Source organism: Rhizobium cauense (assembly GCF_019511525.1).
Classification (GTDB): domain Bacteria; phylum Pseudomonadota; class Alphaproteobacteria; order Rhizobiales; family Rhizobiaceae; genus Rhizobium; species Rhizobium cauense.
In genome coordinates this window covers 16,965-38,977 of record NZ_JAEUAT010000027.1, presented here as the reverse complement: position 1 = coordinate 38,977, position 22,013 = coordinate 16,965, and the positions used below count along the sequence as shown (strand labels likewise).

The 22,013-nt window shown below is 56.2% G+C and carries 18 protein-coding genes; 14 read left to right on the top strand and 4 right to left on the bottom strand.

The window, feature by feature from the left end; translation table 11 throughout:
• Window positions 1–173: 173 nt before the first annotated feature.
• Entirely contained in the window at window positions 174–1,130 is a 957-nt protein-coding gene (locus JNB88_RS30750) for an SDR family oxidoreductase (RefSeq protein ID WP_220358755.1), read from the bottom strand.
• A 283-nt stretch (window positions 1,131–1,413) separates the two neighbouring features.
• Between JNB88_RS30750 and JNB88_RS30745 the strand changes: the two genes are divergently transcribed.
• The 8 genes from JNB88_RS30745 to ydiJ all read left to right on the top strand — a co-directional run bounded on the left by JNB88_RS30745 (window position 1,414) and on the right by ydiJ (window position 11,532).
• Window positions 1,414–1,848, top strand: coding sequence for a pyridoxamine 5'-phosphate oxidase family protein (locus tag JNB88_RS30745; protein ID WP_220358754.1), 435 nt, complete (start codon window positions 1,414–1,416; stop codon window positions 1,846–1,848).
• Window positions 1,849–2,118: 270 nt separating this feature from the next.
• Window positions 2,119–2,427, top strand: coding sequence for a hypothetical protein (locus JNB88_RS30740; protein WP_223217398.1), 309 nt, complete (start codon window positions 2,119–2,121; stop codon window positions 2,425–2,427).
• 231 nt (window positions 2,428–2,658) lie between these two features.
• On the top strand, window positions 2,659–3,702 hold the full coding sequence (locus tag JNB88_RS30735) for an ABC transporter substrate-binding protein (RefSeq protein WP_220358753.1): 1,044 nt from the start codon (window positions 2,659–2,661) through the stop codon (window positions 3,700–3,702).
• A gap of 9 nt (window positions 3,703–3,711) precedes the next feature.
• Window positions 3,712–4,608 (top strand): ABC transporter permease, encoded by an 897-nt coding sequence (locus JNB88_RS30730; protein ID WP_220358752.1) that lies wholly within the window; start codon window positions 3,712–3,714, stop codon window positions 4,606–4,608.
• Window positions 4,605–5,408 (top strand): ABC transporter permease, encoded by an 804-nt coding sequence (locus tag JNB88_RS30725; RefSeq protein ID WP_220358751.1) that lies wholly within the window; start codon window positions 4,605–4,607, stop codon window positions 5,406–5,408. The genes JNB88_RS30730 and JNB88_RS30725 overlap by 4 nt, the downstream gene beginning before the upstream one ends.
• On the top strand, window positions 5,405–6,493 hold the full coding sequence (locus JNB88_RS30720) for an ABC transporter ATP-binding protein (protein WP_220358750.1): 1,089 nt from the start codon (window positions 5,405–5,407) through the stop codon (window positions 6,491–6,493). Before JNB88_RS30725 ends, JNB88_RS30720 begins: the two co-directional genes overlap by 4 nt.
• A 731-nt stretch (window positions 6,494–7,224) precedes the next feature.
• Window positions 7,225–8,052 (top strand): hypothetical protein, encoded by an 828-nt coding sequence (locus JNB88_RS30715; RefSeq protein WP_220358749.1) that lies wholly within the window; start codon window positions 7,225–7,227, stop codon window positions 8,050–8,052.
• 450 nt (window positions 8,053–8,502) lie between these two features.
• Entirely contained in the window at window positions 8,503–11,532 is a 3,030-nt protein-coding gene (gene ydiJ, locus JNB88_RS30710) for a D-2-hydroxyglutarate dehydrogenase YdiJ (protein WP_220358748.1), read from the top strand.
• 127 nt (window positions 11,533–11,659) lie between these two features.
• Here the strand turns inward: ydiJ and JNB88_RS30705 are convergent, their stop codons facing one another.
• On the bottom strand, window positions 11,660–12,874 hold the full coding sequence (locus JNB88_RS30705; RefSeq protein ID WP_220358747.1) for a DUF3422 domain-containing protein: 1,215 nt from the start codon (window positions 12,872–12,874) through the stop codon (window positions 11,660–11,662).
• A gap of 1,043 nt (window positions 12,875–13,917) precedes the next feature.
• Here JNB88_RS30705 and JNB88_RS30700 point away from each other — a divergent pair.
• Window positions 13,918–14,697: a hypothetical protein gene (locus JNB88_RS30700; RefSeq protein ID WP_220358746.1), complete on the top strand. Its 780-nt coding sequence runs from the start codon at window positions 13,918–13,920 to the stop codon at window positions 14,695–14,697.
• A 68-nt stretch (window positions 14,698–14,765) separates the two neighbouring features.
• The gene (locus JNB88_RS30695; protein ID WP_220358745.1) at window positions 14,766–14,969 is read left to right on the top strand and encodes a hypothetical protein; all 204 of its coding nucleotides are present in this window, start codon (window positions 14,766–14,768) and stop codon (window positions 14,967–14,969) included.
• A 343-nt stretch (window positions 14,970–15,312) separates the two neighbouring features.
• On the opposite strand, the gene JNB88_RS30690 is transcribed toward JNB88_RS30695, so the two are convergent.
• Complete coding sequence (locus JNB88_RS30690) at window positions 15,313–17,559, bottom strand: PAS domain S-box protein (protein ID WP_220358744.1); 2,247 nt, start codon at window positions 17,557–17,559, stop codon at window positions 15,313–15,315.
• 602 nt (window positions 17,560–18,161) lie between these two features.
• On the bottom strand, window positions 18,162–18,701 hold the full coding sequence (locus JNB88_RS30685; RefSeq protein ID WP_220358743.1) for a YidB family protein: 540 nt from the start codon (window positions 18,699–18,701) through the stop codon (window positions 18,162–18,164).
• Between the two features lie 501 nt (window positions 18,702–19,202).
• Here JNB88_RS30685 and JNB88_RS30680 point away from each other — a divergent pair.
• From JNB88_RS30680 to JNB88_RS30665, 4 genes are all read left to right on the top strand, one after another.
• A complete protein-coding gene (locus tag JNB88_RS30680) occupies window positions 19,203–19,349 on the top strand; it encodes a hypothetical protein (protein ID WP_220358742.1) in 147 nt (48 codons plus the stop codon).
• Window positions 19,350–19,561: 212 nt separating this feature from the next.
• Window positions 19,562–20,428 (top strand): TauD/TfdA dioxygenase family protein, encoded by an 867-nt coding sequence (locus tag JNB88_RS30675; RefSeq protein ID WP_220358741.1) that lies wholly within the window; start codon window positions 19,562–19,564, stop codon window positions 20,426–20,428.
• A 31-nt stretch (window positions 20,429–20,459) separates the two neighbouring features.
• Window positions 20,460–21,113 (top strand): RraA family protein, encoded by a 654-nt coding sequence (locus JNB88_RS30670; RefSeq protein WP_220358740.1) that lies wholly within the window; start codon window positions 20,460–20,462, stop codon window positions 21,111–21,113.
• A complete protein-coding gene (locus tag JNB88_RS30665) occupies window positions 21,110–21,964 on the top strand; it encodes a carbon-nitrogen hydrolase family protein (protein WP_220358739.1) in 855 nt (284 codons plus the stop codon). The genes JNB88_RS30670 and JNB88_RS30665 overlap by 4 nt, the downstream gene beginning before the upstream one ends.
• Window positions 21,965–22,013 lie beyond the last annotated feature (49 nt).

Here is a 22,013-nt window from a genome sequence, read left to right as displayed (position 1 = left end):
CTCTATGTCTACACTCTCACCTCAAATCTCGACACTGGCCCAGGCGATCATTGCTAAAATCAGTTCACAGACATCACAATCATAACTTGCTTTCCCCAAGGGCCTTGTCAGGCCCAATCGCAGTTTCCGAAACGGCGTGCCGGTCATGCTCAGTGTTCGCCAGGGTAACAACTTCAATAGCCGCCGACGATCGGAAGTATTTCCCCGGTGATGTAGCTGGACATTTGGGCCGATGCGAGGAAGACGTATGCAGGCGCGATCTCTTCCGGTTGGGCCGCCCGTTTCATCGCGGTCTTGCTGCCGAACTCCGCCACGTCGTCCGCCTGCTTGTCGGATGGGTTCAGGGGGGTCCAGACAGGGCCGGGAGCTACCGCGTTGACCCTGATCCCCTTTGGCACGAGCTGGCTCGATAGCGCCTTGGTGAACGCGTGGATGCCTCCCTTGCTCATCGAGTAGTCAAGCAGTTCCTTGGACCCGTCGATGCCAGTAACTGAGCCGGTATTGATGATGGCGGAACCAATCCCGAGATGCGGAATCGCAGCCCTGGCCATGAAGAAGTAGCCGTAGAGGTTCGTCTTAAGCGTTTCGTCGAAGTGATCGTCCGTCAAGTCTTCGATATCGGCGGTGTGGACCTGGAACGCGGCGTTGTTTACGAGAATGTCTAGCCTCGAGAACTGCATCACCGTCTTTTCGACTGCCTTGCGACAGAAATCGGGATCCTTGACGTCGCCGCGCATGACAAGACACCGACGCCCCTCCTTCTCGACAGCCGCCTTGGTGTCGGCCGCATCTTTCGCCTCGTCAAGATGAACGATCGCGACATCCGCGCCTTCACGGGCGAATAAAATAGCGATCGAGCGACCAATACCAGAATCACCTCCGGTGATCAGCGCCACCTTGCCGTTAAGCTTGTCTGAGCCTTTGTAGAACGGCGCGTCATACATCGGGGCGAGCGGAAGATCTGCTTCAAAACCAGGCTTGGATTGATGAACTTTGGGAAACGGCGGCTCCGGATAACGGCGGGCGCCTGCCTGCATCGCCCCACTGTCCTTCGGCCGCTTTTTATTATCAGCTTTCGCAACCTGTTCCTGGATTTCACGCTGTTTTGCGGACGTGGCTTCGGACGACATGAGTACCTCCCTTGAATTCGTATACAAAACGCAGGTGGAAGGAAAAGGTTACAACAGTCGCTCGACAAACTGTCGCTCGGGCCGCCTCTCATTGCGCCCCAAAAAATTATCCCGGCCCTTAAATTAGACATCCATGGCCGGCCAGCGTTTGAACAGAACATCGACAGACGGCACTTGTTTAGTGTTGCCCGAAGTGGCTGATTTGATGACTGGCTCACTGAAGCCGGGAACTTTCCGACGGCCTTACCGCTTCTAAGGGACATCTCAATCCCGGAGAACACCCATGTCGTCCATGACACTTGTAGATCTGTCGTCGCATCTAAGGAAGATCGACTTCTGCATGCTTTGCACCCACACCAGGTCTGGAGGGATCGCCACCCGACCAATGAGCAACAACGGAGACGTAGAGTACGATGGCGACTCGTGGTTTTTCTCCTATGATGCCACCCGAAAGGTCGAAGAGATCGAGAGGATCGACGACGTCACTCTGACATTCACGGCACCGCCGAGTCTCCTCGGAAAACCCGGCATCTTCGTCGCGGTTGAAGGGACTGCCTCCATTATCCGGGACAAGACCGTGTTTGAAGATCACTGGACGTCGGGCCTTGAACGTTGGTTTCCTGACGGCGTTGATACAGCCGGGCTCGTTCTAGTAAAGGTTTCAGCCTCTACTATCCAATACTGGGATGGCGAAGAGAACGGAAAAATCACCCTGTAGGCTTCGCAATCTCAGCTTGGGCGTGATGGCGTCACCTCAGCGCGCCATTGGGGCGCGCATTGCGCTCCAGGATTGGCCGTAGAACTGCTATTCGGTAGGGTTTGCTCGAATTTCCGATGGCGGGATATCAACGCTGCGCACCGGGAACAATGCGTGGGCAGAAGCATTGTGGGCCCGGAGGCATCTGCCTCCCGTCTCTGTGTCTCAACGGCAGCCGCCTTTGGCAGATCTCCTTGGTAAGCAGAGATGTCGCTCATGAAGGATGTTCGAATGTCCCGGAAAAATATCAGGCGTCGCGATGAACCGCTTAACCTCGACGACCTGCGCAAGTGCTACAGGGTCCTGGGTGGGATCTATTCGGATTTCGGAATAAACCCAGGTTCGGACGAAGCAGATCGCATAGCCGCCATTACAATCGAACTCTATCAGCAGGGCGTGCGCGACCCAAGGCAGCTAAGGCACATCGTGGATGCAGCGCGCGGTCTCGATCTTAGGGCGGAGGTTCCGGATACAATCGTGCACCCGATCAAGACGGATATCGCCGCAGTTGACGCGGCTGGAAACCTCTCGTGCAATTAAAGGTCGCACGTGAACGTATCTGCGGTCCGATCGGTCAAGTCGACCGGAACGCTGCATCGGTCAATCGATCGGACGACGGCCCAACAAACATGCTAGGCGGAGAAGGACTCACTCGCAATGACGGACCACAATTAATGCGCGAGTGACATGAATCGTCACTATCCGCTATTGGACGGGGCTGCCGAGCCTGGCGACCATTCCCATGGAAACAACGCAACAGCGAGAACAACCATGGGAACTGTCAAATGCCACATCGCCTATTTAGCACTTGCATCCGTCATCCTTGGGGGGGAGCTGCATGCTGAGACGCTTGTCGTCAACAGCTACGGCGGCCCCTACGAAGCCATCATACGCAAAACAATACTGGAGCCGTTCGAGGCTGAAACCGGAATCGATGTGGTCTACGACGCAGTTGGTTCTGCGTCGCAGGACTATGCCAAGATCAAGGCGACTAGAGGTCGTCCGGGCTTTGACGTCGCCATTATGACGGCGTCGCAATCGCTCCAGGGCTGTCAGGACGGCGTTTTGGAAAAGCTGGATGAGAAAGCAATTCCCAACCTTGCCCGGCTGGCGCCCAAGCTCGCTGCGACGGCGGGCCCCTGCGGCGCTGTGCACGAAGTCCAGTACATGTCGCTTCTTTATCGCAAAGACAAGATTCCGGCTCCGGACTCGTGGTCGGTCCTTGCCACACCCGAACTGGATGGGCGCATTGTACTCCCCACATTCCAGAACATCATGGCGCTTTACCTGGTCGAGATCTTCTCGGTGATGAACGGCGGCGATCTTGTCGACAACCTCGATCCCGGCTTCAGGGCGATGTCCGCGGTTGCTAAGCAATCTATCGGCTTCGAACAGAGTTCGGCAATTCTCGAGAGCTATATCAAGGACGGCACTGTCTGGGCGATGCCATTCTGGAACGGACGAGCCCAACTGCTTGTCGACAGTGGTCTGCCGGTGGAATACGTCAGGCCAAAGGAGGGAACGATACCCCTGGTTGCCACGCTCAATATTCCTGCCGAAGCCGAGCACAAGGAGTCTGCTCGCAAGTTCATAGATTTCTTCCTCGAGAAGTCAAACCAGGAGGCCTGGGTCCAAAGCTACAAGGTCGGCAGTGCACGAACTGATCTCGACATACCTAACGACGTTCGCGCCCGACAGATCACATCCGAGGCGGACCTTAGCTCACTCTTGTTGCCCGACCTTTCCCTAATCGCCGCGCGGCTGTCGAAATGGGCGGATCAATGGGAGCGCGACGTCGTCGCGCAGGCAAACTGAGGAGGCGTCATGAGCGTTACTGCATTGGACTTCCCTCGTTCACGCCCGGCCTGGCACCCGAATTTTCGCTGGCTCGGGCTGACACCAGCGACACTGCTTCTGGTGTTCTTCTTTGCTCTGCCTATGGGGATGATGGTTGGGATCAGCTTTCACGACCCCGCATCAAATAGAATCGGACTGCAAAACTATTCGCGCTTTATAACAGATGGACTATCGCTGGCCGGCCTCTGGCGAACGGCGGTCATGTCGGCGCTGGTGGCGATCTGCGCGACGCTGCTTGCCTACCCCGTCGCATATTTTCTCGCGCGGTCGAGAAGCAAGTGGCGATCGGTTGTATTCGCACTGGCCCTGGCTCCGGAGCTTGCCGGCGTCGTTTTGCGCACGTACGGCTGGCTTATCATTTTGGAGGACCGGGGTTTCATCAACGATCTTTTAATTCACAGTGGACTGATCTCCGCACCACTTCCATTGTCGAAAAATTTGTTTGCAGTGGTCGTGGGCCTTACACATGTCGTGCTGCCCTTCGCAGTATTGTCACTCACGACAAGCATCCAGGGAATCGATAGCAACCTCGAACGTGCAGCACAGATGCTTGGTGCTTCGCGCCTGCCCGTGATCCGGCATATTCTCGTACCACTTTCAATGCCCGGAATTGTCAGCTCGCTGCTCCTCTCCTTCACGATGGCTGCTAGTGCCTATGCAACACCAGCTCTCCTCGGTGGCGCAGGTTTCAAGGTCCTCGCGACGATGATCTCGGAACAGGTGCTCTTCTACGTCGACTGGCCGTTTGCGGCCGTCATGGCGAATGCCTTGCTGCTGCTGATGCTTGCGTTCTCCTATCTCGGCATCCGAATCGAAGCGCGCCAGCGTGCGCCGCGAGACACTCGACAAGGAGGTGTACGATGAACCGGTTAATCTCGGTATTGTTCTGGATTGCCCTTATGGCAGTTCTCACCTTCATCACTCTCCCCCTGCTGGTCGTCATTGCGGCGTCCTTTAGTCCCACTGCCGAAGTGACATTTCGACCGTGGGCATGGACAACTCGCTGGTATGCGGACCTTGCCTCCGAACGCTGGCTGCAACCCTTCTGGCTAAGCGTTCAGATTGCCCTCATTGTGTCGGCTGTCAGTGGAGCCATCGGCGTCGTCGCGGCGTACTTTGTTGCCTTCGAGAAGGTTCCCGGCCACGACGCGATCATGGCGGCACTTCTGTCTCCCCTTTCAGTGCCGCAAATCGTTAAGGGTGTGGCGATCGTATTGTTCATGTCCGTGATCGGTCTGCAGTCGTGGCTTGGAACGCCGGCACTCATTGCAGCCCATTGCGTACTCGCATTGCCCTTCGTCGTGAGAATGGTGGCGACATCAATTGCCAATTTTGACGGCAACCTTGCTCGAGCGGGTCAGATCCTGGGCGCAAATCGCCTGCAACGGGCGAGGTTTATTCTCTTACCGGCCATCAAGCCTGGTGTACTTTCCGGGATGACTTTCGCGTTCATCATCTCCTTCAACAACATCCCGCTCTCGGTATTCCTCGTCAGGCCGGGCGACACCACACTCCCGATCGCCGTCATCAACTACCTCGAGTACAGCCTTGATCCCGTCATGGCGGCAGTCAACGTCGCGTCGATGATCTTCATCCTCCTCGTTATTTTTGCGTTCGAAAAACTCGGCGGCTTCTCCGCCCAACTCCATGGTGGCAGCAAATGAGCAATCTCGACATTGAACTCGTATCCGTCAGCAAGGCTTACGGTCCGATCTCGGTTGTGAAAGACATCGACCTCAAGATCCCTAAAGGCGAATTCGTAAGCATTCTTGGACCGTCCGGATGCGGAAAGACGACAACCCTCAACATGATAGCCGGGTTTAGCGAACCATCGGACGGCGACATCCGAATCCGGGGACAGAGCCAGGCGCACGTCCCTCCTGAAAGGCGGAACATCGGCCTCGTCTTCCAGAACTATGCGCTGTTCCCGCATATGACGGTTGCTCAGAATGTCGCCTTCGGCCTGAAGATGAAGCAAATGCCAAAGTCGGACATTGCATCGACCGTCGACGCGTCGCTGCGTAGTGTCCACCTCGAGCAGCTTGCGGATCGGTATCCCAGGGAACTTTCTGGCGGCCAGCAGCAGCGCGTCGCGCTCGCCCGTGCGCTTGCCCCTCGGCCGTCCGTTCTGCTCTTGGACGAGCCTCTGTCCAATCTTGACCTCAAGCTACGAGAGGCGATGCGTGCCGAGTTGAAGGAGATTCAGCAAAGGCTGGATATGACCTTCGTTTACGTTACGCATGATCAGGAAGAGGCCATGGCGATGTCGGACCGTATCGTCGTCATGTGGAAGGGGGTCATCGCGCAGGAAGGCGATCCGGCATCAATCTATGGGAATCCGACGTCGACCTTTGTTGCAGACTTCATTGGCAAATCCAACATCCTTGATATCGAAGGCGTGACGTCACAATCGGATTTCACAGAGGTGAGGTTGGCCAAAGGCGCTGTCGTGCTACGCGCCTCACGCAACTCGGCGACCACCATGCCTCGCTATTGCGTCATTCGTCCGGAAGACGTCCAGGTTCTGTCCTCGACAGGCAGCAAAGTGCAGGACAGTGTCAACCATCTACATGGTCATCTCCGCAGGGTCGTCAACCTGGGAGCATCATTGGAGCTACTTGTCGAACTCACAGCGGACCTTTCGCTCAACGCACTCGTTCGTTCGGCGGAAGCAGACGAACTCCCCGCCATTGGAGACGCGATCAGAATCGCCATCGATCCGACCGCCGTGAAGATGTTGCGCGAATGAACCATGGGTTACATTGATCCGGCCCCGCGATCCGCAAAAGCCACACACTGTAGGTAGCCAGCCCTGCCGGTATGCCCGGGCGCCGGTGGGGCTTATCGTGACGATACCCATAGGATCGCTCACAGCGCCAGATCCAGACGGAAATATGGAAGATTCGAGCAACCGATCAAAGGCATCGCGTCAAAACAGACAAGCGGTTCGGCTGATGGGTCGCGCCCTAGGCTTTATGTCCCTCGACTCGGCCGTACGGGTTCGATCCCGTCACTCGCACCGCATTGAAGTTACATATCAAAGCCAGCACCCCTTCTTCGGGTAGCAATCCCGAACGCGGGGCAAGGGTGCAAGTCCTCCGTCAGAAGGTGTGGTCGACTGTAGAGCCGACCGACCCCGAGTCCGATATGCAGACATTGGCGCATTGGAGACACTTTTGACCGCGTGTTTTGGGCTTGTCACCACTGGACGATCCAGGAAGGGTGATACGCACTACACGGCGTCTCCACCAGCGCGTCGGTGATCTCGTCGATCGATCCCCGTCACTCGCACCAGACTAAAAATCGTTCTTGTCCAGAGCGACATTCTGATGCGCATTTCGGCCTGCGGTGGCCGAGGGCAACAGCCGAGTTTAGCGGGTTGGCAGCCGCCCGCAATTGATTGGCAGCCCAAAACAAACGGTCCTTCCGTTGGGTAGCTATTTGTCTCTCACCGAAGACGAACCCAAGGACTGCCAGAACATGATGCGTCTGCTTAAAACCACTGCCAAAACCGTTGCTTCTGTTTTGGCTGTTTTCGCATTGCTTTCTTCTACCTCCTACGCGGGCCAGAAGCCGCGCCACCATGAACAAACTGCCACCGCACTGAGGAAGGATTGCCGATGGGTTTTCCTCTTCTGGAGAAGCTGCACCTACAGCTATGTTGGCGCCAACCAAGTCTCTAAAATTCACGCAAAGCTTCCAAATTCGGAGATTGCCGTGGGCTTCTACACGGGTAGCGTTTCCGCCGGTCGCACCGGACGACCCACCAACAGAAGCTCCTCTGCTCGCTGGGGCAACACCTCTACCGACGTCGGATTCGCCCGTGGCAGCACCTTCGGATCCTCTCATGGTAGTGGCTCAGGCGGCACCACCGGCGGCTCCCTCGCGGTCAACAATGGTCAGCGGGGTAGCGAAGCCAGCAATCAGGGTGGAAGCCAAGGTGGCCACGAGGGCGGTAGCACCAACGCCGGCAGCACCCCTAGTGGAGAGGATCACCAGCAAGGCACAGGAAGCACGGCTGGCGGCAGCCACCCGGGTTCCGGGACCGGCGCGGGCGATACGCCAAGCAGCCCAAGCAATACTCCGGCACACAGTGATAACGGCAACGGCAATGACCCTGGCCACAGCGACCCCTCCAATCCAGGTCAGAGCACTGGGAACGGATCCGGAAATGGAGTTGCGAATGAGAATGGGAATGACAATTCCACACATGCTGATAACGGCCATGGCAACGATCCCGACCATACCGATCCGTCCAACCCTGGCCAGGGCGGCGGCAACCATGGTGCTGGCAACAAGGGCAAATAACGTCACATAGTTCAGATAAAAACCACCTGATCAGGAGGGCCGAGACCGATAACGGTCTCGGCACAATATTTTTTCCGCTCCCATAGCGACATCGGAATCCACACTTGCGATGCTTGTGAGGGTGGTCGACCACAATGGGAGGTATCCGTCGTGCTCTCGTTCCCACCTTCACGGACGGCCGTTGGCGAGTGCAGACGGTAAGGTACCACCATCGAGCCTGGCAAGCGGTACGCCACGCACTCGCTGCGCGCTTCGTTACTCCGTGAGGTCATGCGTATTCCGCATTACATTAGCCGAATTTGTCACAATATATTCTGATCGCTTGGGAGATATATTGCGACATAGGCATTAATCCGCTTATGGCTCCTGATGGAAATTGTTGCAATTGAGCGGATAAACGAGCGTAGCTTAGCCTTGTTTTCATGCCCAGCTGATTTGATTGCGCGTCACATGATACCTTACCTTGAACCGCCCTCCCCTAGCTCGATCCCAACACGTAGCCTGCATCAACGACTTGTAGAGGCGGGATTTAGGGGAGATATCGAATTCCGCGCCGGCGCGCGTACGGCGTTCGCGACCGACAATTCGATCTACCAAGTGGAGCCGGCGGGCATCCTTTTTCCGAAGAGCGCAGACGACCTCAAAGTCCTAGCGAACGTTCTCTCGGAGCCCCCATTCCAAACGATCGTTATCGCTCCACGCGGGGGCGGAACGGGGACAAACGGGCAATCGCTGACACAAGGCGTGGTCGTCGATTGTTCGCGGCATATGAACCATATCCTGGAGATTGATCCGGTTCGCAAGGTGGCCCGTGTCCAAGCTGGCGTAGTGAAGGATCAATTGAATGTCGCGCTCAAGCCCTACGGACTCTTTTTCGCGCCTGAACTGTCGACATCGAACCGGGCCACGATCGGAGGGATGGTATCCACCGATGCCTGCGGCCAAGGCTCTTGTCTCTATGGCAAGACTTCCAACCATGTCCTGGGACTTCGCGTCATTTTGACCGACGGTTCAGATTGGTGGTCACGCCCAATTGACGAACCTTTGCTAAACCAGATCATGGATCGCGACGATCGCGTCGGTGCTATCTACCGGACTGTCGACCGGATAGAAAAGGAGGAGCGTGAGCGGATCAAAGCGATTTTTCCCCAACTGACTCGCTATATGACTGGCTATGACCTTGCGCATATCCGCCGCGCGGATGGCCGGTTTGATCTGAACGCCATCCTATGTGGCTCCGAAGGAACGCTGGCAATGATTGCCGAAGCGGAACTAAACCTTCTTCCCATACCTGCCTGCGCTGCGCTCATAAACATTCGTTACAACGATTTCAACGCAGCACTCGAAGACGCACGAACCTTAACCGCGATCAATGTTGCGTCCGTCGAGACCGTTGATGAAAAGGTGCTTGGCCTTGCAAAAACAGACATCGTCTGGACAGAGATTGCGCACTTCTTCCCCGACGATAAAGGACATCCCGCGAACGGCATCAATATCGTCGAGGTGCTTGCCGATAACGACCAGGAGTTGGAGCTAAAGCTCCTCGGAATTAAGACTGCACTCGAGCGAGAGGTGAATGTCAGCCGGCTAGGCATGACAATTGCACGAACAAACAGAGACGTCGAGGCGATCTGGACAATGCGGAAGCGGGCTGTCGGTCTTCTCGGCAATGTCGAGGGCCCCGTTCGTCCCGTGGCCTTCGTAGAGGACACGGCGGTTCCACCCGAAAACCTTGCCGCCTATATCCGAGAATTTCGTGCACTTCTCGATGATACCGGGGTGTCGTACGGCATGTTCGGTCACGTTGATGCAGGCGTCCTGCATGTAAGGCCCGCACTCGATCTCGCTCGCGCAGAAGACGTTCCAAAGGTGAGGCACATTAGTGATGCAGTCGTGTCGCTCACAAGGAAATACGGCGGTATTCTCTGGGGAGAGCATGGAAAAGGCGTTCGATCCGAGTACGTGCCAGAGTATTTCGGCGACCTTTACCCATGCCTCCAGGATATCAAGCAGGTATTTGATCCGGAGAACCGACTTAATCCAGGAAAGATCGCAGGCCCGACCCCCGACTCGCTCTTAAGGATTGACGAGGTACCGCTTCGCGGCGATGCCGACCGTGTGATCGGAAACGACATTCGTGCAGCTTTCGACAACGCGCCTTATTGCAATGGCAACGGTGCGTGCTTCGACTTCGACGCGACCACTCCAATGTGCCCGTCCTATAAAGCGACGCGTGATCGCCGGTTTTCTCCCAAAGGGAGAGCCTCACTCATGCGCGAATGGCTACGTCTTCTGCGGGAACATGGCATTGATCCGCGAACGGACGCCCAACTTGTCCGTCGTTCAAATCCCATAATTGCATTCCCCAGACGCCTCTGGAACAGTCTAAACCCTAAGAACCGGGACGACTATTCACATGAGGTCCGGGAGGCAATGGATACGTGTCTCTCCTGCAAGGCCTGCGCCGGACAATGTCCCGTGAAAGTGAGCGTTCCGGCGTTTCGATCGAAGTTCCTCGAGCTCTATTACGGGCGCTATCTTCGCCCGCTAAAAGATTCGGTGGTAGGTGCAATCGAGACGACACTTCCTCTGATGAGTTATGTTTCGCCAATCTACAACCTCGTCGTCGGCACCCGGGTTGGCAGCGGATTACTAAGAGCTATTGGGCTTACCGCGCTTCCACTTTTGCCACGTCATTCGCTGTACAAAGAAGCTTCTCGACTTGGAGTAGCGATCGCAACCATCGACACGATCGGAGGGCTTTCACCTGACGAGAGACAGCGATCAGTGGTGTTTGTCCCCGACAGCTTTACCGCTCACTTCGAACCGAGCGTTGGCATCGCAGCGATCACGCTGGCACGGAAGATTGGGAAAGTACCGTATCTGGCCGTGAACCATCAGAACGGCAAGGCACTTCACGTCCATGGATATCTCGCCCGCTTCGAGACGACTGCGAAAAAAACGGCGCGGTATCTTCGAGCTTTGGCCAACACTGGGATTGACTTGGTCGGGCTAGACCCATCCATGACACTGGCTTTTCGAAGCGAGTACGACGCCGTGTGGGGGCCAAATGGTAAGGTGGCTGTTCTGCTTCCCCAGGAATGGCTTGGCGGCATCTTGGCAAACAGTCCCATTCCAGTCGATGGTGCTGTACAATACCGCCTTCTTCCCCATTGCACGGAACGCACCAACGCCCCTTCCTCTATCGCCCAGTGGAAATCGATCTTTGGAAAACTGGGTGTCCGTTTGGAAGTCGAAAACGTCGGGTGCTGTGGTATGGCCGGTACGTTTGGCCATGAGGTCCGCAATCGCGAAATTTCCGAGACGCTTTACGCGATGAGCTGGGCAGGTGCCATTGCCTCCGCTTCGGAAAGCAAAGTCGTGATGGCTACCGGATACTCGTGTCGATGCCAAGTGAAGGTGATTGATCGGCAGACAGTTCCGCATCCATTGGAAGTAATCGAAGGTCTTGTGGTTTAGTGACCCACCAGATCGATGCAAACATCTCATCAATGGCGTCAGGCGGATGAAACTCTCTCCCGTTGGGCGCGGGAAGTAGCTGATTGCCGCAAAAGGAAAGGCGTCGGTCAAGGCTACCCCCACTCGCTTACCCGAAAGCCCTAGTATCTGATTTCAGGGCGTGCTTTACGCGTATGACGGTGAGAAAAACCGCGAAGATAGTAATCGGAATACACAACAGCATAACCAAGGGGTCAACGTGAATTCCAGCGTGCTCCAACGCTTCGATCCCCGTCTTTACGAGGCTAAGCAGGTAGTAGCTGATCGCGATGATCGAGAACCCCTCGACTGCCCTTTGTATTTTAACCTGCACCGCCGCACGATCAGCCATGGCCTGGATTTGAAGGGAATTCTGGTATTCTATCTCGACCTGTATTCGGGTCTGCAGCAGGTCAATTAAATGCGTCGCTGCCATCGACAGCCGATCCAAACGCAATGCTGTCGCGGCGCAAGATCGAATTGCTGGCTTGAAACGCCGGGCAACGAAAACACCGAACCGTTGGAAGCCTTCAACATGGGTCTCACGCAACTCAGTTATGCGCTCCTCTACGATCTGAGCATAAGCAGCTGTCGCGCCGAAGCGGTTTCGAGTTGCGGCCGCCGCCGAGATGATTTCCGAGGATAGGGATGTGATCTCATCGAGGAGGCTCTTATGTTCGGATGGCGATGTTGCCAGGTTTTGCTTTGTAAGCTTTACAAGTGTGCCATCAAACGCGTCCAGATGTGGCGCGAGTCTGCGGGCCTCAGGCAGTCCGCGCAGGGCCATGGAGCGATAGGTCTCGATCTCGCATACCCGCCTCACCATCCTTCCAAGTCGATAGGCGTTAAGCCCTCTGTTGAACAGAACTATACGACTTGCCCGGTCGTCTCGCACTCGAAAATCGGAACAGATTGTCGCGTCCCCTCCACCGACTTGTGAGACAGCGGTGTCACCAAAATTAAGTCTCTCCAAAGCCTCTCCAAGGGATGGAGGCATGGCGCTGGAGATGAGGATAGATGTACGGCAAACAATCTCGGCGTCGGGAGCATCCGCCAGCAAGTGGATGTCATCGAGTGAGAGCTCACTGTTGGGCCATTCGGTGGCATCCTTATCCAGTTCCCGCACCACCGTCAGCGTGATGAACTCTGTATGATACTCGAGTTGGCTGCGAACTTTCTCGTTACCTTCCGTCACCACGACGGGATCCGTTCTACGCAGCCCCGCAAACTGCTGAGGTATAAGAGCAATATGATCGATGAATGCTGGGCCCGAGAAGTATATTGACGGTCTAGCATGGAGTTCAGCGTTGAAATCGAAATTCATCAATTTACTCCCCACCCGGCCCCGATTGTGTTCTCGACGATCTGACGTTGATATGTGCCATTTCGGACAGGAGGAACGGAGTGTAACGCAAGCGAGTGAGCGCGCGTGCTGCTGACAAGGCGATCATTGGTCTCATCGACTGTCTGGTACATGGCCCGTATCCCAAGTTCCCACTCCCGTTCTGGAACGGCTTATTCGCGAACTTTCGCTGGCCAACGACCAAATTGGATGACCTTTGTCCAGTGTAGACTGGCTCAGATGTGTTGGTTTTTGGCGCGACTTGAGAACTCTAATCGATTTTTATTTTCTTGGGATTGAACGGAATGTCGCAGACCGCGTGTGATATGCGGGAAACGGGGTTTCGTACGATGCAGTGGAATGCGCGACGCGTTTGTGACGCCAGTTTGCCTGCCACAGCGACCAATTCCAAGTAGGCAGCGCAGATCCCAGTGGCGGAGGTTGACAGAGCGAGCGCGACCCTCACGGCAACAGCGCACCGAGCCTGTCAATATCTTTTCATTCTGACCCCTCGCTTGCCCGCAGCGAACATCGCTTCCTTTATTGCTCCTATTGCTTCGTCAATTTTATGATTAAGACATCGTCAACGGAGATGACGGCGGCAGCGGGATGGTCCTACAGAGGCTCACCTCGGGCCACGCAATTTTCGATGAACTCGAGCGCCGGCGTAGTTGTCCTGGCGCGCCTATCCTTATTGTGTGCAGTATCGATCGCAGCTTCGCGGATGGGGCAGCAGTAACCCCCGGTCGACAAAGGTCGTACGAAAGTCGGAACTTTTGGCGCTTGTGGTGGGCCCTTTGTGCTGTCCCAAGATAGCACAGGCATGAGATACGCAGAATGTACGAAAGCGGACGAAAGCAACTTTTACAGGTATAAACGTCTTCCTTTTTTAGCTTCATGACATAATCTCAACCATAGGTTCGCTGGCCAACATCACCCATCGCGCCGTCGAACTGCGAAGCGCGCGCTTCCATTTATCCTAAGCCGAAGCCGGAGGCTCGGTTGGTGCAAATGGAGGAAAGAAAATGAAACGTTTGAAGACGGCCGGCTTGGTGCTCGGCTCCATCATCCTTGCGGTTACAACGCAAGCGAATGCTATTGATATCGGTGGCAGCAACGGTATCAGCGTAGGAAGTAGCGGCGGCGGCCTCAGCGTGTCAGTTGGCGGCTCAAATGGCGTCAATGCAAGCGTTGGCCAATCTTCAACTGGCGGTCTAGGCGTCAACGCGTCGGTCGGAGGCTCGGGCGGCGTAAATAGCTCCACCTCGGTTGACGGTACCACTTCGAATGGTGGGCTGGGCGCCGGAACGACAGCCAGCGTGGGCGGCTCAAGCGGCGTGAACGCCAATGTGGGCGCGACGGTCGGCGGTCGAAGCAGTCTTGCAAACGTCGACACCACCGCCAGCGTCGGCGGCTCCAGGGGGGTAAACGCGGACGTGGACGCGACAGTCGGTGGTAGCCGGCTCGCCACGGCGAACGCGAACCTTGGCTCAGGTGGCAACACTCTTCTCAACCTTATGCTCGGGATTCCGTCTACCTCCAATTCAGGGGCGAGCTCAAACGGGTCTGGCGGTGGAAGCAACGGTGGCAGCGCTGGTGGTAATAACGCCAGCAATGGCGGCAACAACAGTGGTAGCGGCAACGGGTCCAACAGCCTTAATTCTTCCCGCGCGATGATGGCGATCAACGACATGTCGCCTGCCGAGCGGGCGAAAGCTCGAGTTCGGTGCAAAGACGTGATCCGGTCAGGCGGCTACGACAGAAGCTTGGTCAAACTCTGCAAGATGGTGGTCGCAGCACGATAACAATCTTCGCTTGCCGAACGAGAGGTTTCGAAGACCTCTTGTTCGGTAGGCCGCTTCGGGTTCCATAGATGACTGACAACATTATCTATCTACACAACCTCAAGGTTCGAGAGCTGGCCGATAAATTGTACCGCCTGCGAAACCACGCCAATACCATCCACAACTGCGAGAAGGTTGTGTACTTTATCGACAAGGCGCTCGCGGAGCTTGATGCAAATGTTGCCGGTCAGCTTGCTGTGATATCCACGCAATCAAGCGACGAGGTTCATTAGACGGCGGGAGTGCGCACAACTCGGAATAGCGACAAGGAACAAAATGGGGACATCTGAGATGTACCACTAGCGTATGGAAGGCCCCGCAATGCTCTCACGCGGACTGGAGACTCTATTGGTTGGCGCACTTGTCAATGCGATAGCTATTTTCGAGGTGGGATGTACTTCGATTGGTTTTCTTGTCACCGAGGAGGAAGCTTGGACGCGTAGCACTTGTTATCTCCCCCGGCGATGACGCGGTCAAGCAAAGCTTAGCTCTCGAGGTTCCGCGCTTAGATGCCCAAGCCAAATCGAGGATGAGGCCCAGACTTATCTTCATCCTGCCCCACGAGGGCCAGCCGCATTAGCGTCTTTCAGGCAGCCGACTGATGGCCTCAACAACCTCTAGCATGGCCACCGGCTTTTGCAGTCGGAGAATTTCCGTCATGTCGTCCGGGATGATGTCGGGGTCGTAGCCGGTGAGGAACAAGAATGGAATTCCCCGCTCTTTGAGCCGTCGGGCGATTTCGAAGCGCGGCCCTCCGCCTCCGAGATTGAGGTCGAGTATGGCGGATGTTGGAGTTACGGTCTCAAGCAGCGCCTCCGTGGTGCCTTCGCTTGGACATGGACCAAGTACATCAGCTCCTGCTCCCCGCAGCGCGGCCATTATATCCGAAGCCATATAGTAGTCATCCTCCACGACGAGGATCGACATGCTGCTGAGATCGGGCGCATTCATCATGTCAAGACTTCCTCCGTGTATTGTCACTGGTGCGGGAGCATCCGTTTCGAGGATGCTCTCTGCATTGTGCAATGGAATTTCCACGTGGCAGTGCGCCTGTCCGTTATCAATCATGAGCCTACCTCTTCCTCGCAGCTCATAAGGGATTTTCATCTCGATCAGCTCACTCCCGAAGCCGCGGCGCTTCGGAGGTTCGCGCTTGGGTGCCTCATATTCCGTCCAATCAAGAACCAACCATGGCGCATCGCTATGCTCGACGATTTCCCACTCCACGACCACCTGCCCCTGAGAAACGGATAGGCCACCATACTTCAGAGCATTGGTGGCCAACTCGTGAAACGCTAGTGTGAGGACTTCGACGGCCTTAGGGGACAGAAAAACGTCTGGGCCTTTCAGCACATACTGACCGGCGTGATGCGCCTGAGCCGCGACCTCGCTTTCAATGACAACACGAAGCGACCCCCCTGCGTTCGCGTGCCGCGTTAACAAGGCCTGGACGCGGGCGAGTGCCATGAGGCGACCCTCTAGTAAGGAGCGGTAGTCTTCAACGTTCAATGGTCCGTCCGCACTGCGGTTAACCATTGATCGGATCATGGCCATGATGTTTCGGACCCGATGCTGCAGTTCAGAAAGCAGGATTCCCTGGTGCTCCGCGGCGATCTTCGCGTCCGTCACGTCCTCGGCAATGCCCCCGATGCGCGTAATTCTGCCGTCTTGGGTAAGTGGAAAATCCGTATTCTTGATCCACCGGAAGGCACTATCCGAAGGGCGCTGAATGCGGAACTCGTGCATAACCGAGCTACCGGCCCGTGCCTGGTTGAGGTGCTCGAGTGCGGTTTCACGATCTTCAGGAACGATCAAGGCGGCCCAACGCTTCACATCACCGAGGAGCGCGTTTGCATGGACGCCATAGATTTCCGAGACGGCAGGGCTGGTGAATTCCATCTCCAACTTCTCCGCATCCCTTATCCACAGACCGGAGGCGGACGCTTTCGCAAACTGGGCAAAACGCTCCTCGCTCTCGCGGGCGGCCACTTCAGCCCGTTTGAGGTCGGTTATGTCTAGTGTCGAGAGAAGGATACCATCGTCGGCCTTGGCAATTGTCTGCAGAAACCAGCCGTCGAATTGTTCATGGGAGTAATAATGCTCGTGCGTCATCGGGACACCTGTTTCTATAACCTTCAGAAACCTGTCCCAGACGCCGGACTCAACGACCGCTGGGTTCTCGTGCAATAAGCTCCGCCCGGCCCTCGGGCCCCATCGGTCATTCCACTGCTTATTGGTAAGCAACCATTCAAAGTCGACAATCGTATCCTGCTCGTTCCGCACGGCTTTGAAGAGCTGGATAATCTGCAGCGAGCTGTCGAAGGTGGTCCGCAGAAGTGCGTTTACCTTGAGCAGCTCCTGCTCTGCGCGTTTTCGCTCTATCACGTCGCGGAACAGTATGGCGACGCGACGTTGTTCGGGATCGCCTACAGCAAACGCATAGACGTCGTACCAACGTCCGAGCGCGTCAGCGCGGTCCTCAAATCGCTCCGGTGCTCGTGTTTCAGCAATACGGGAATAGCGTTGGAACCAGTGCTCTTCGTGATCGGGCTCCATTTCTCGCATCCGGCGACCGACGGCACACCGTAGTCCGGTCTGGCGTTCAAAAGACGCGTTCACTTCGAGGAAGATATAATCGAGCGGCTCATCTCCTCCTCCAATCACCTCAATCACGCAGAAACCTTCATCGATCATATCAAACATGTTTCGATATTTTTCTTCGGTTTCCAGGCGAAATAAGTCGGCGGCCGCACGATCTTTCAGCGCCGCCTCCGCTTGCGCGAGGCGAAGTTTCAGCTCTTCAATTTCAGCGTCGGTAGCCATGTTCCGAATATAGAGCAACCGGAAATTATGTCTGTAGGATGCAGCTTCCTCACTTGAATTAACGGCAGCCCGTAGTGCTTTTCTGACGTCTCGCCGGGCATGTCCCCGTTCTCGCTCCGCCTGAAAGCATAAAATCAATGTGGGAGTGGAACGGCATTTACCTTCGATTGAAAGCAGAGGCAGCCGTCAACGCACATGAAGCAGACCGCGAATGTCGAGCCAACACAGAACTGCAGCACAAAGCCGAACTACCAGGGGATGCTGCGTACGCTTTGCTACTAGCCCGTCGCGCTACCGAGAGATTGCCTTGTTGGATTGCCCCGAAGCTACGCCAGCCGAGGTCGCCCTGTTTGGCGCTCCCGAACGCACTGACGGGCGGGAAAATCAATGCTGTATCATGCGAGCTTATACGAAGAAACCACGGCTGGGGTAGGGCTGAAGCCGCGGTTTCTTCGCATAGGCGATGGCGGAGGGGCCGCCCGCGCTCAATCACGATAAGTCGCTTTCGCATTGTGCGAAAGCTAGACTGAAGTCCCATCGCCGTGGGAAAGGGTAGTGGAAAGCCTGCGCCAAAAAAACCAATATATCAGTGACCATCTGTGCTACACAATGGGGGGGTTTATCGACGGCACGGATGCCTGCCCGCCAAGTTCGGCATCGTCGTCATCTTGAGGAAGGCGGCCGTCCGGGGTGAGACCGTCAACGGCGGCCGGAAGATCACGGCTCAAACGGGCAAGAATTTCATCCTCGGTCAAGCCTGTACGGCTCGCGAGGTCGGCGAGTACTTCCGGCCCTAGAACTTCGGAGAGCTGTCGGTCGTCTATGGGTTTATTCTCCCCCGTCTGGACCCAGGAGTTAGCTGTTTCGCCCTGACCCTTCTGCTCGAACTGTCGCAAAAGATCGCCGAGACTTCCCGCAAGTCCACCTACGCCGCCGCCGCCAAAACGGCCGCCAAGTCCGGCCCCGCCGTTGCCAACCAGCCCGCCCAGGATATCGCTAAGCCCTCCAGACTGCGCCTGGCCTTCCGGGCCTGCCTGCGACGGATTGCGGAGGCCGCGAAGGATTTCGGCGATCTTGTCCCTGTTCTGATACCCGGCGACGGCGAGAACTCCGAGAAGGGCTTTCAATGCATTGCTTACCATGGTCGTTTCCTTTCAAAAGAAGACCGGAAAGCCCAGAGCCTCCGGGTCGGACTAAACAATGTTGGAAATCAGACGCGATGCGTCACTGTCTCCGAGACGACGACGTTTCGCTTCGTTCCGAACGAACCACCGAACCACCCGTCGCTCCCAATGGGAGAGTATCGCGGCCGTCGAAATGGCCGCGGTCGCTATCTCGGCCGCTTCGATTGGTAACGATCTGGAACATAACAAGTTCCAGCGTCGCTCGCCTCAAAGGTCGAGTTCGGTGGAGCGGGCGGATTTGTTAACTGCGCGACATCTCGAAGGCTCGGATGACAATCGCCTCTTGTTCGAGCCGTTACTCCAGTTCCCGGCGATACTCGGCCGACCATTCGCGGTCCATGTGCTAGACCATAATCGCTGCAACGACTCGGCGTCCATCGCTCCCCCGAACCGTACAAAACGTTGCCCCCGAAGGGCGACTAGACGAGCCGCACTTATCCTGCCCCGCGAGACACTCCGATGGAAATCCAAGGAATGTACGCGGCATTGGCGACCACTGATATCAAGCGTGCCGAGGAGTTCTACTCCTTTCTGTTCGGCAGGGAGCTGGACAATCGTCCATCGCGGCAAATTGGCGTGAAACTGAAAGCAACAAGTATGCAGTAGCGCGATGGCTCTTTGGTAAGCCTTTCGCGGTCGTAGCGGCTTTATATTAGCCGTCCTTCTCTATTTCCTCGGAAGGCCCGGCCCTTCCGCAATCAACCGGCTGGACCAATAGGCATCACTTATCAATGCCGGCGCTTCTCTATTGGAGACGTTGCGAGCGAACGTCCTACGATTGTTGCACCTCCGCAGAGAGGTTCAACAGGAGTTGGAAGATGCTTATGAAAGAAAGGCTTAGAGCCGTTCAGCACGATAGTAATGTATGCGCGGACATCGAAGGATTTGACTTCGATCGTTATGACCAGCGAGACATTGAAGAGATCCGGAAGTATTGGCTCCAGTACGGTGTCATCCGCTTCAAGAAGACCCAGATAACCGACGATCAGCAGGTTCGATTCTCGCGCCACTTTGGGGAGTTTGTCATTCACCCCAAGCAGCTTCAGGAGGGTGGACATCCAACCCATCCGGAAATTCTCGTCATCAGTAATGCAATGAAGGATGGCAAGCCCAGCGGAGCCATGGGCAACAGCGAGGCAACTTGGCACACGGACACCTGGTTCTATGAAAAGCCCCCTGCGGGCGCGATCCTACGGGCGGTACAGATCCCACCGACCGGCGGTGATACCTATTTTCTGTCAACCTACATCGCCTATGACACCCTTCCCGGAGCCCTGAAAACGCTGGTGGATGGGCGGCAGATCTTTTTTCAGAACGTCTATGACAAGACCGGAAAGCTGAGACTCGGAAAGTCGGCCCCGAAGAGCCAGGACTTCCGCGAATGGAGCGGCATCGTCCATCCGCTCGTGCGAACGCACGGAGAAACCGGTCGGAAGGCGCTTTACCTCGGCGGCACTTCGGAGGGTGCCTGGATCGTTGGGATGAGCCGAGACGAAAGTGAAGCGCTCCTCGCAGAGCTCTGGGACCACACGACCAACTCGAAGCATGTCTTCGTGCAGAAATGGGACGAGGGCGACATCATGATGTGGGACAATCGTTGCACCATGCATCGCCGAGACTCTTTCGATCCGGCCTTCGTTCGCGTCATGCATCGGACAACGACGTCCGGTGAGCGTCCTATCTAGTCTTCCCTTCCTCTGAAAAAGGCATCTACTCATGGCAGCGCCATATCACCTGATGGATCGCCATCCACCTCTCGATCCTGACCTGGTCGAACTGCTGTCGTCAGTAGAGACGGCGACGATCGGTCACGTCGAGCATCTGGGGTTTGTGGGAGACAACGTACGCCCAATAGCCCCTGCCCACGTGGCCGGCATCGCCGTTACCGTCGCGGCACCTGGCCGCGACGGTAACATCATCTACAAAGCCATTGATACGCTGTTGGCGGGCGACATTCTCGTGATATCACGCGTTGATCGCGATGATATTGCCTGCGTGGGCGGTGGCGTTGCCACTGCCGCGAAGGCGAAGGGCGCCGCTGGCATCGTTATCGACGGCCCATGCACCGACATTGATGAAATTGCTAGTATTGGCCTTCCCGTTTGGTGCCGGGGCGTTTCATCAAGAACCACAAATCGAACGCAAAGCGTCGGAGGCTCGCTGAATGTTCCCATCGCCTGTGGCGCGGCTGCTGTCTTGCCAGGCTATGCGGTTCTTGCCGATAGCGCAGGCGTATTCGTGGCCGAAATAGCGCGGATGAGATCTTTGGCAAAAGCAGCCCTTGAGCGGCAAGAGAGGTCTGCGGCAGTTCGTGCTCACCTCGCTCGAGGACAATCCATTTTTAACTTTCGTCAGGAGCCCATACCGTGAAGATCGCCTTGATCCAGATGAATTCGCAGCCGAACCGGGATCATAACCTGGCACAGGCCAAACGCCTGATGTTGGAAGCAATGGTCGGTAAGCCCGACCTCATCGTGCTGCCCGAGCATTTTGACTGGATGGGAGGTACGGCGGACCAAAAGAGGGCAGCGGCCGACCGTGTTCCCGGTGGTGAGGCATACAGCCTCATCCAGTCATTCGCCAAGGACAACAGTGTCTGGATCCATGCCGGCAGCCTCATGGAGCGCAATAGCAGTGCGGGAACCATTCACAACACAACCATAGTGTTCAATGCGCATGGCGAGCACGTGGGGCTCTACAGGAAAATCCACATGTTCGACATCACGGCGCCGAATGGTACTGTCTATTCCGAATCTGCCATTGTGACGCCGGGCGACGATCTTCTTGTCTACGAATTCAATGGCTACAGGATCGCCTGCGCAATTTGCTACGATCTACGCTTCTCCCGTCTCTTCGACCGCCTGGCGTCGGAAGAAGTCGACATCTTTATCCTCCCAGCGGCCTTTACCCGACAGACCGGGCGCGCTCATTGGGAAGTGCTATGCAGGGCAAGAGCCATCGAATACCAGGCATATTTCGTTGCTTGTGGGCAATGCGGAACATACTCTATGCCAACGGGTAAGCGTCGCGAAACCTTCGGAAAATCGCTTGTATGTGATCCATGGGGTGCAGTCATCGCACGCGCCGGCCACCACCCTTGCGTCCTCCATGTGGACATAAGCCCTCATCGCCTGACAGAGGTCCGGCGTTTGATACCGATGGCGAGCCACCGGGTCTCAATGGACGGCAGGAAGGTGCAGGTAAGGGCAAAGGGTCGCTAGCCCAGTGACTGTCGAGCGACACCAGCCACGTTATCTATAGTTTTATCAA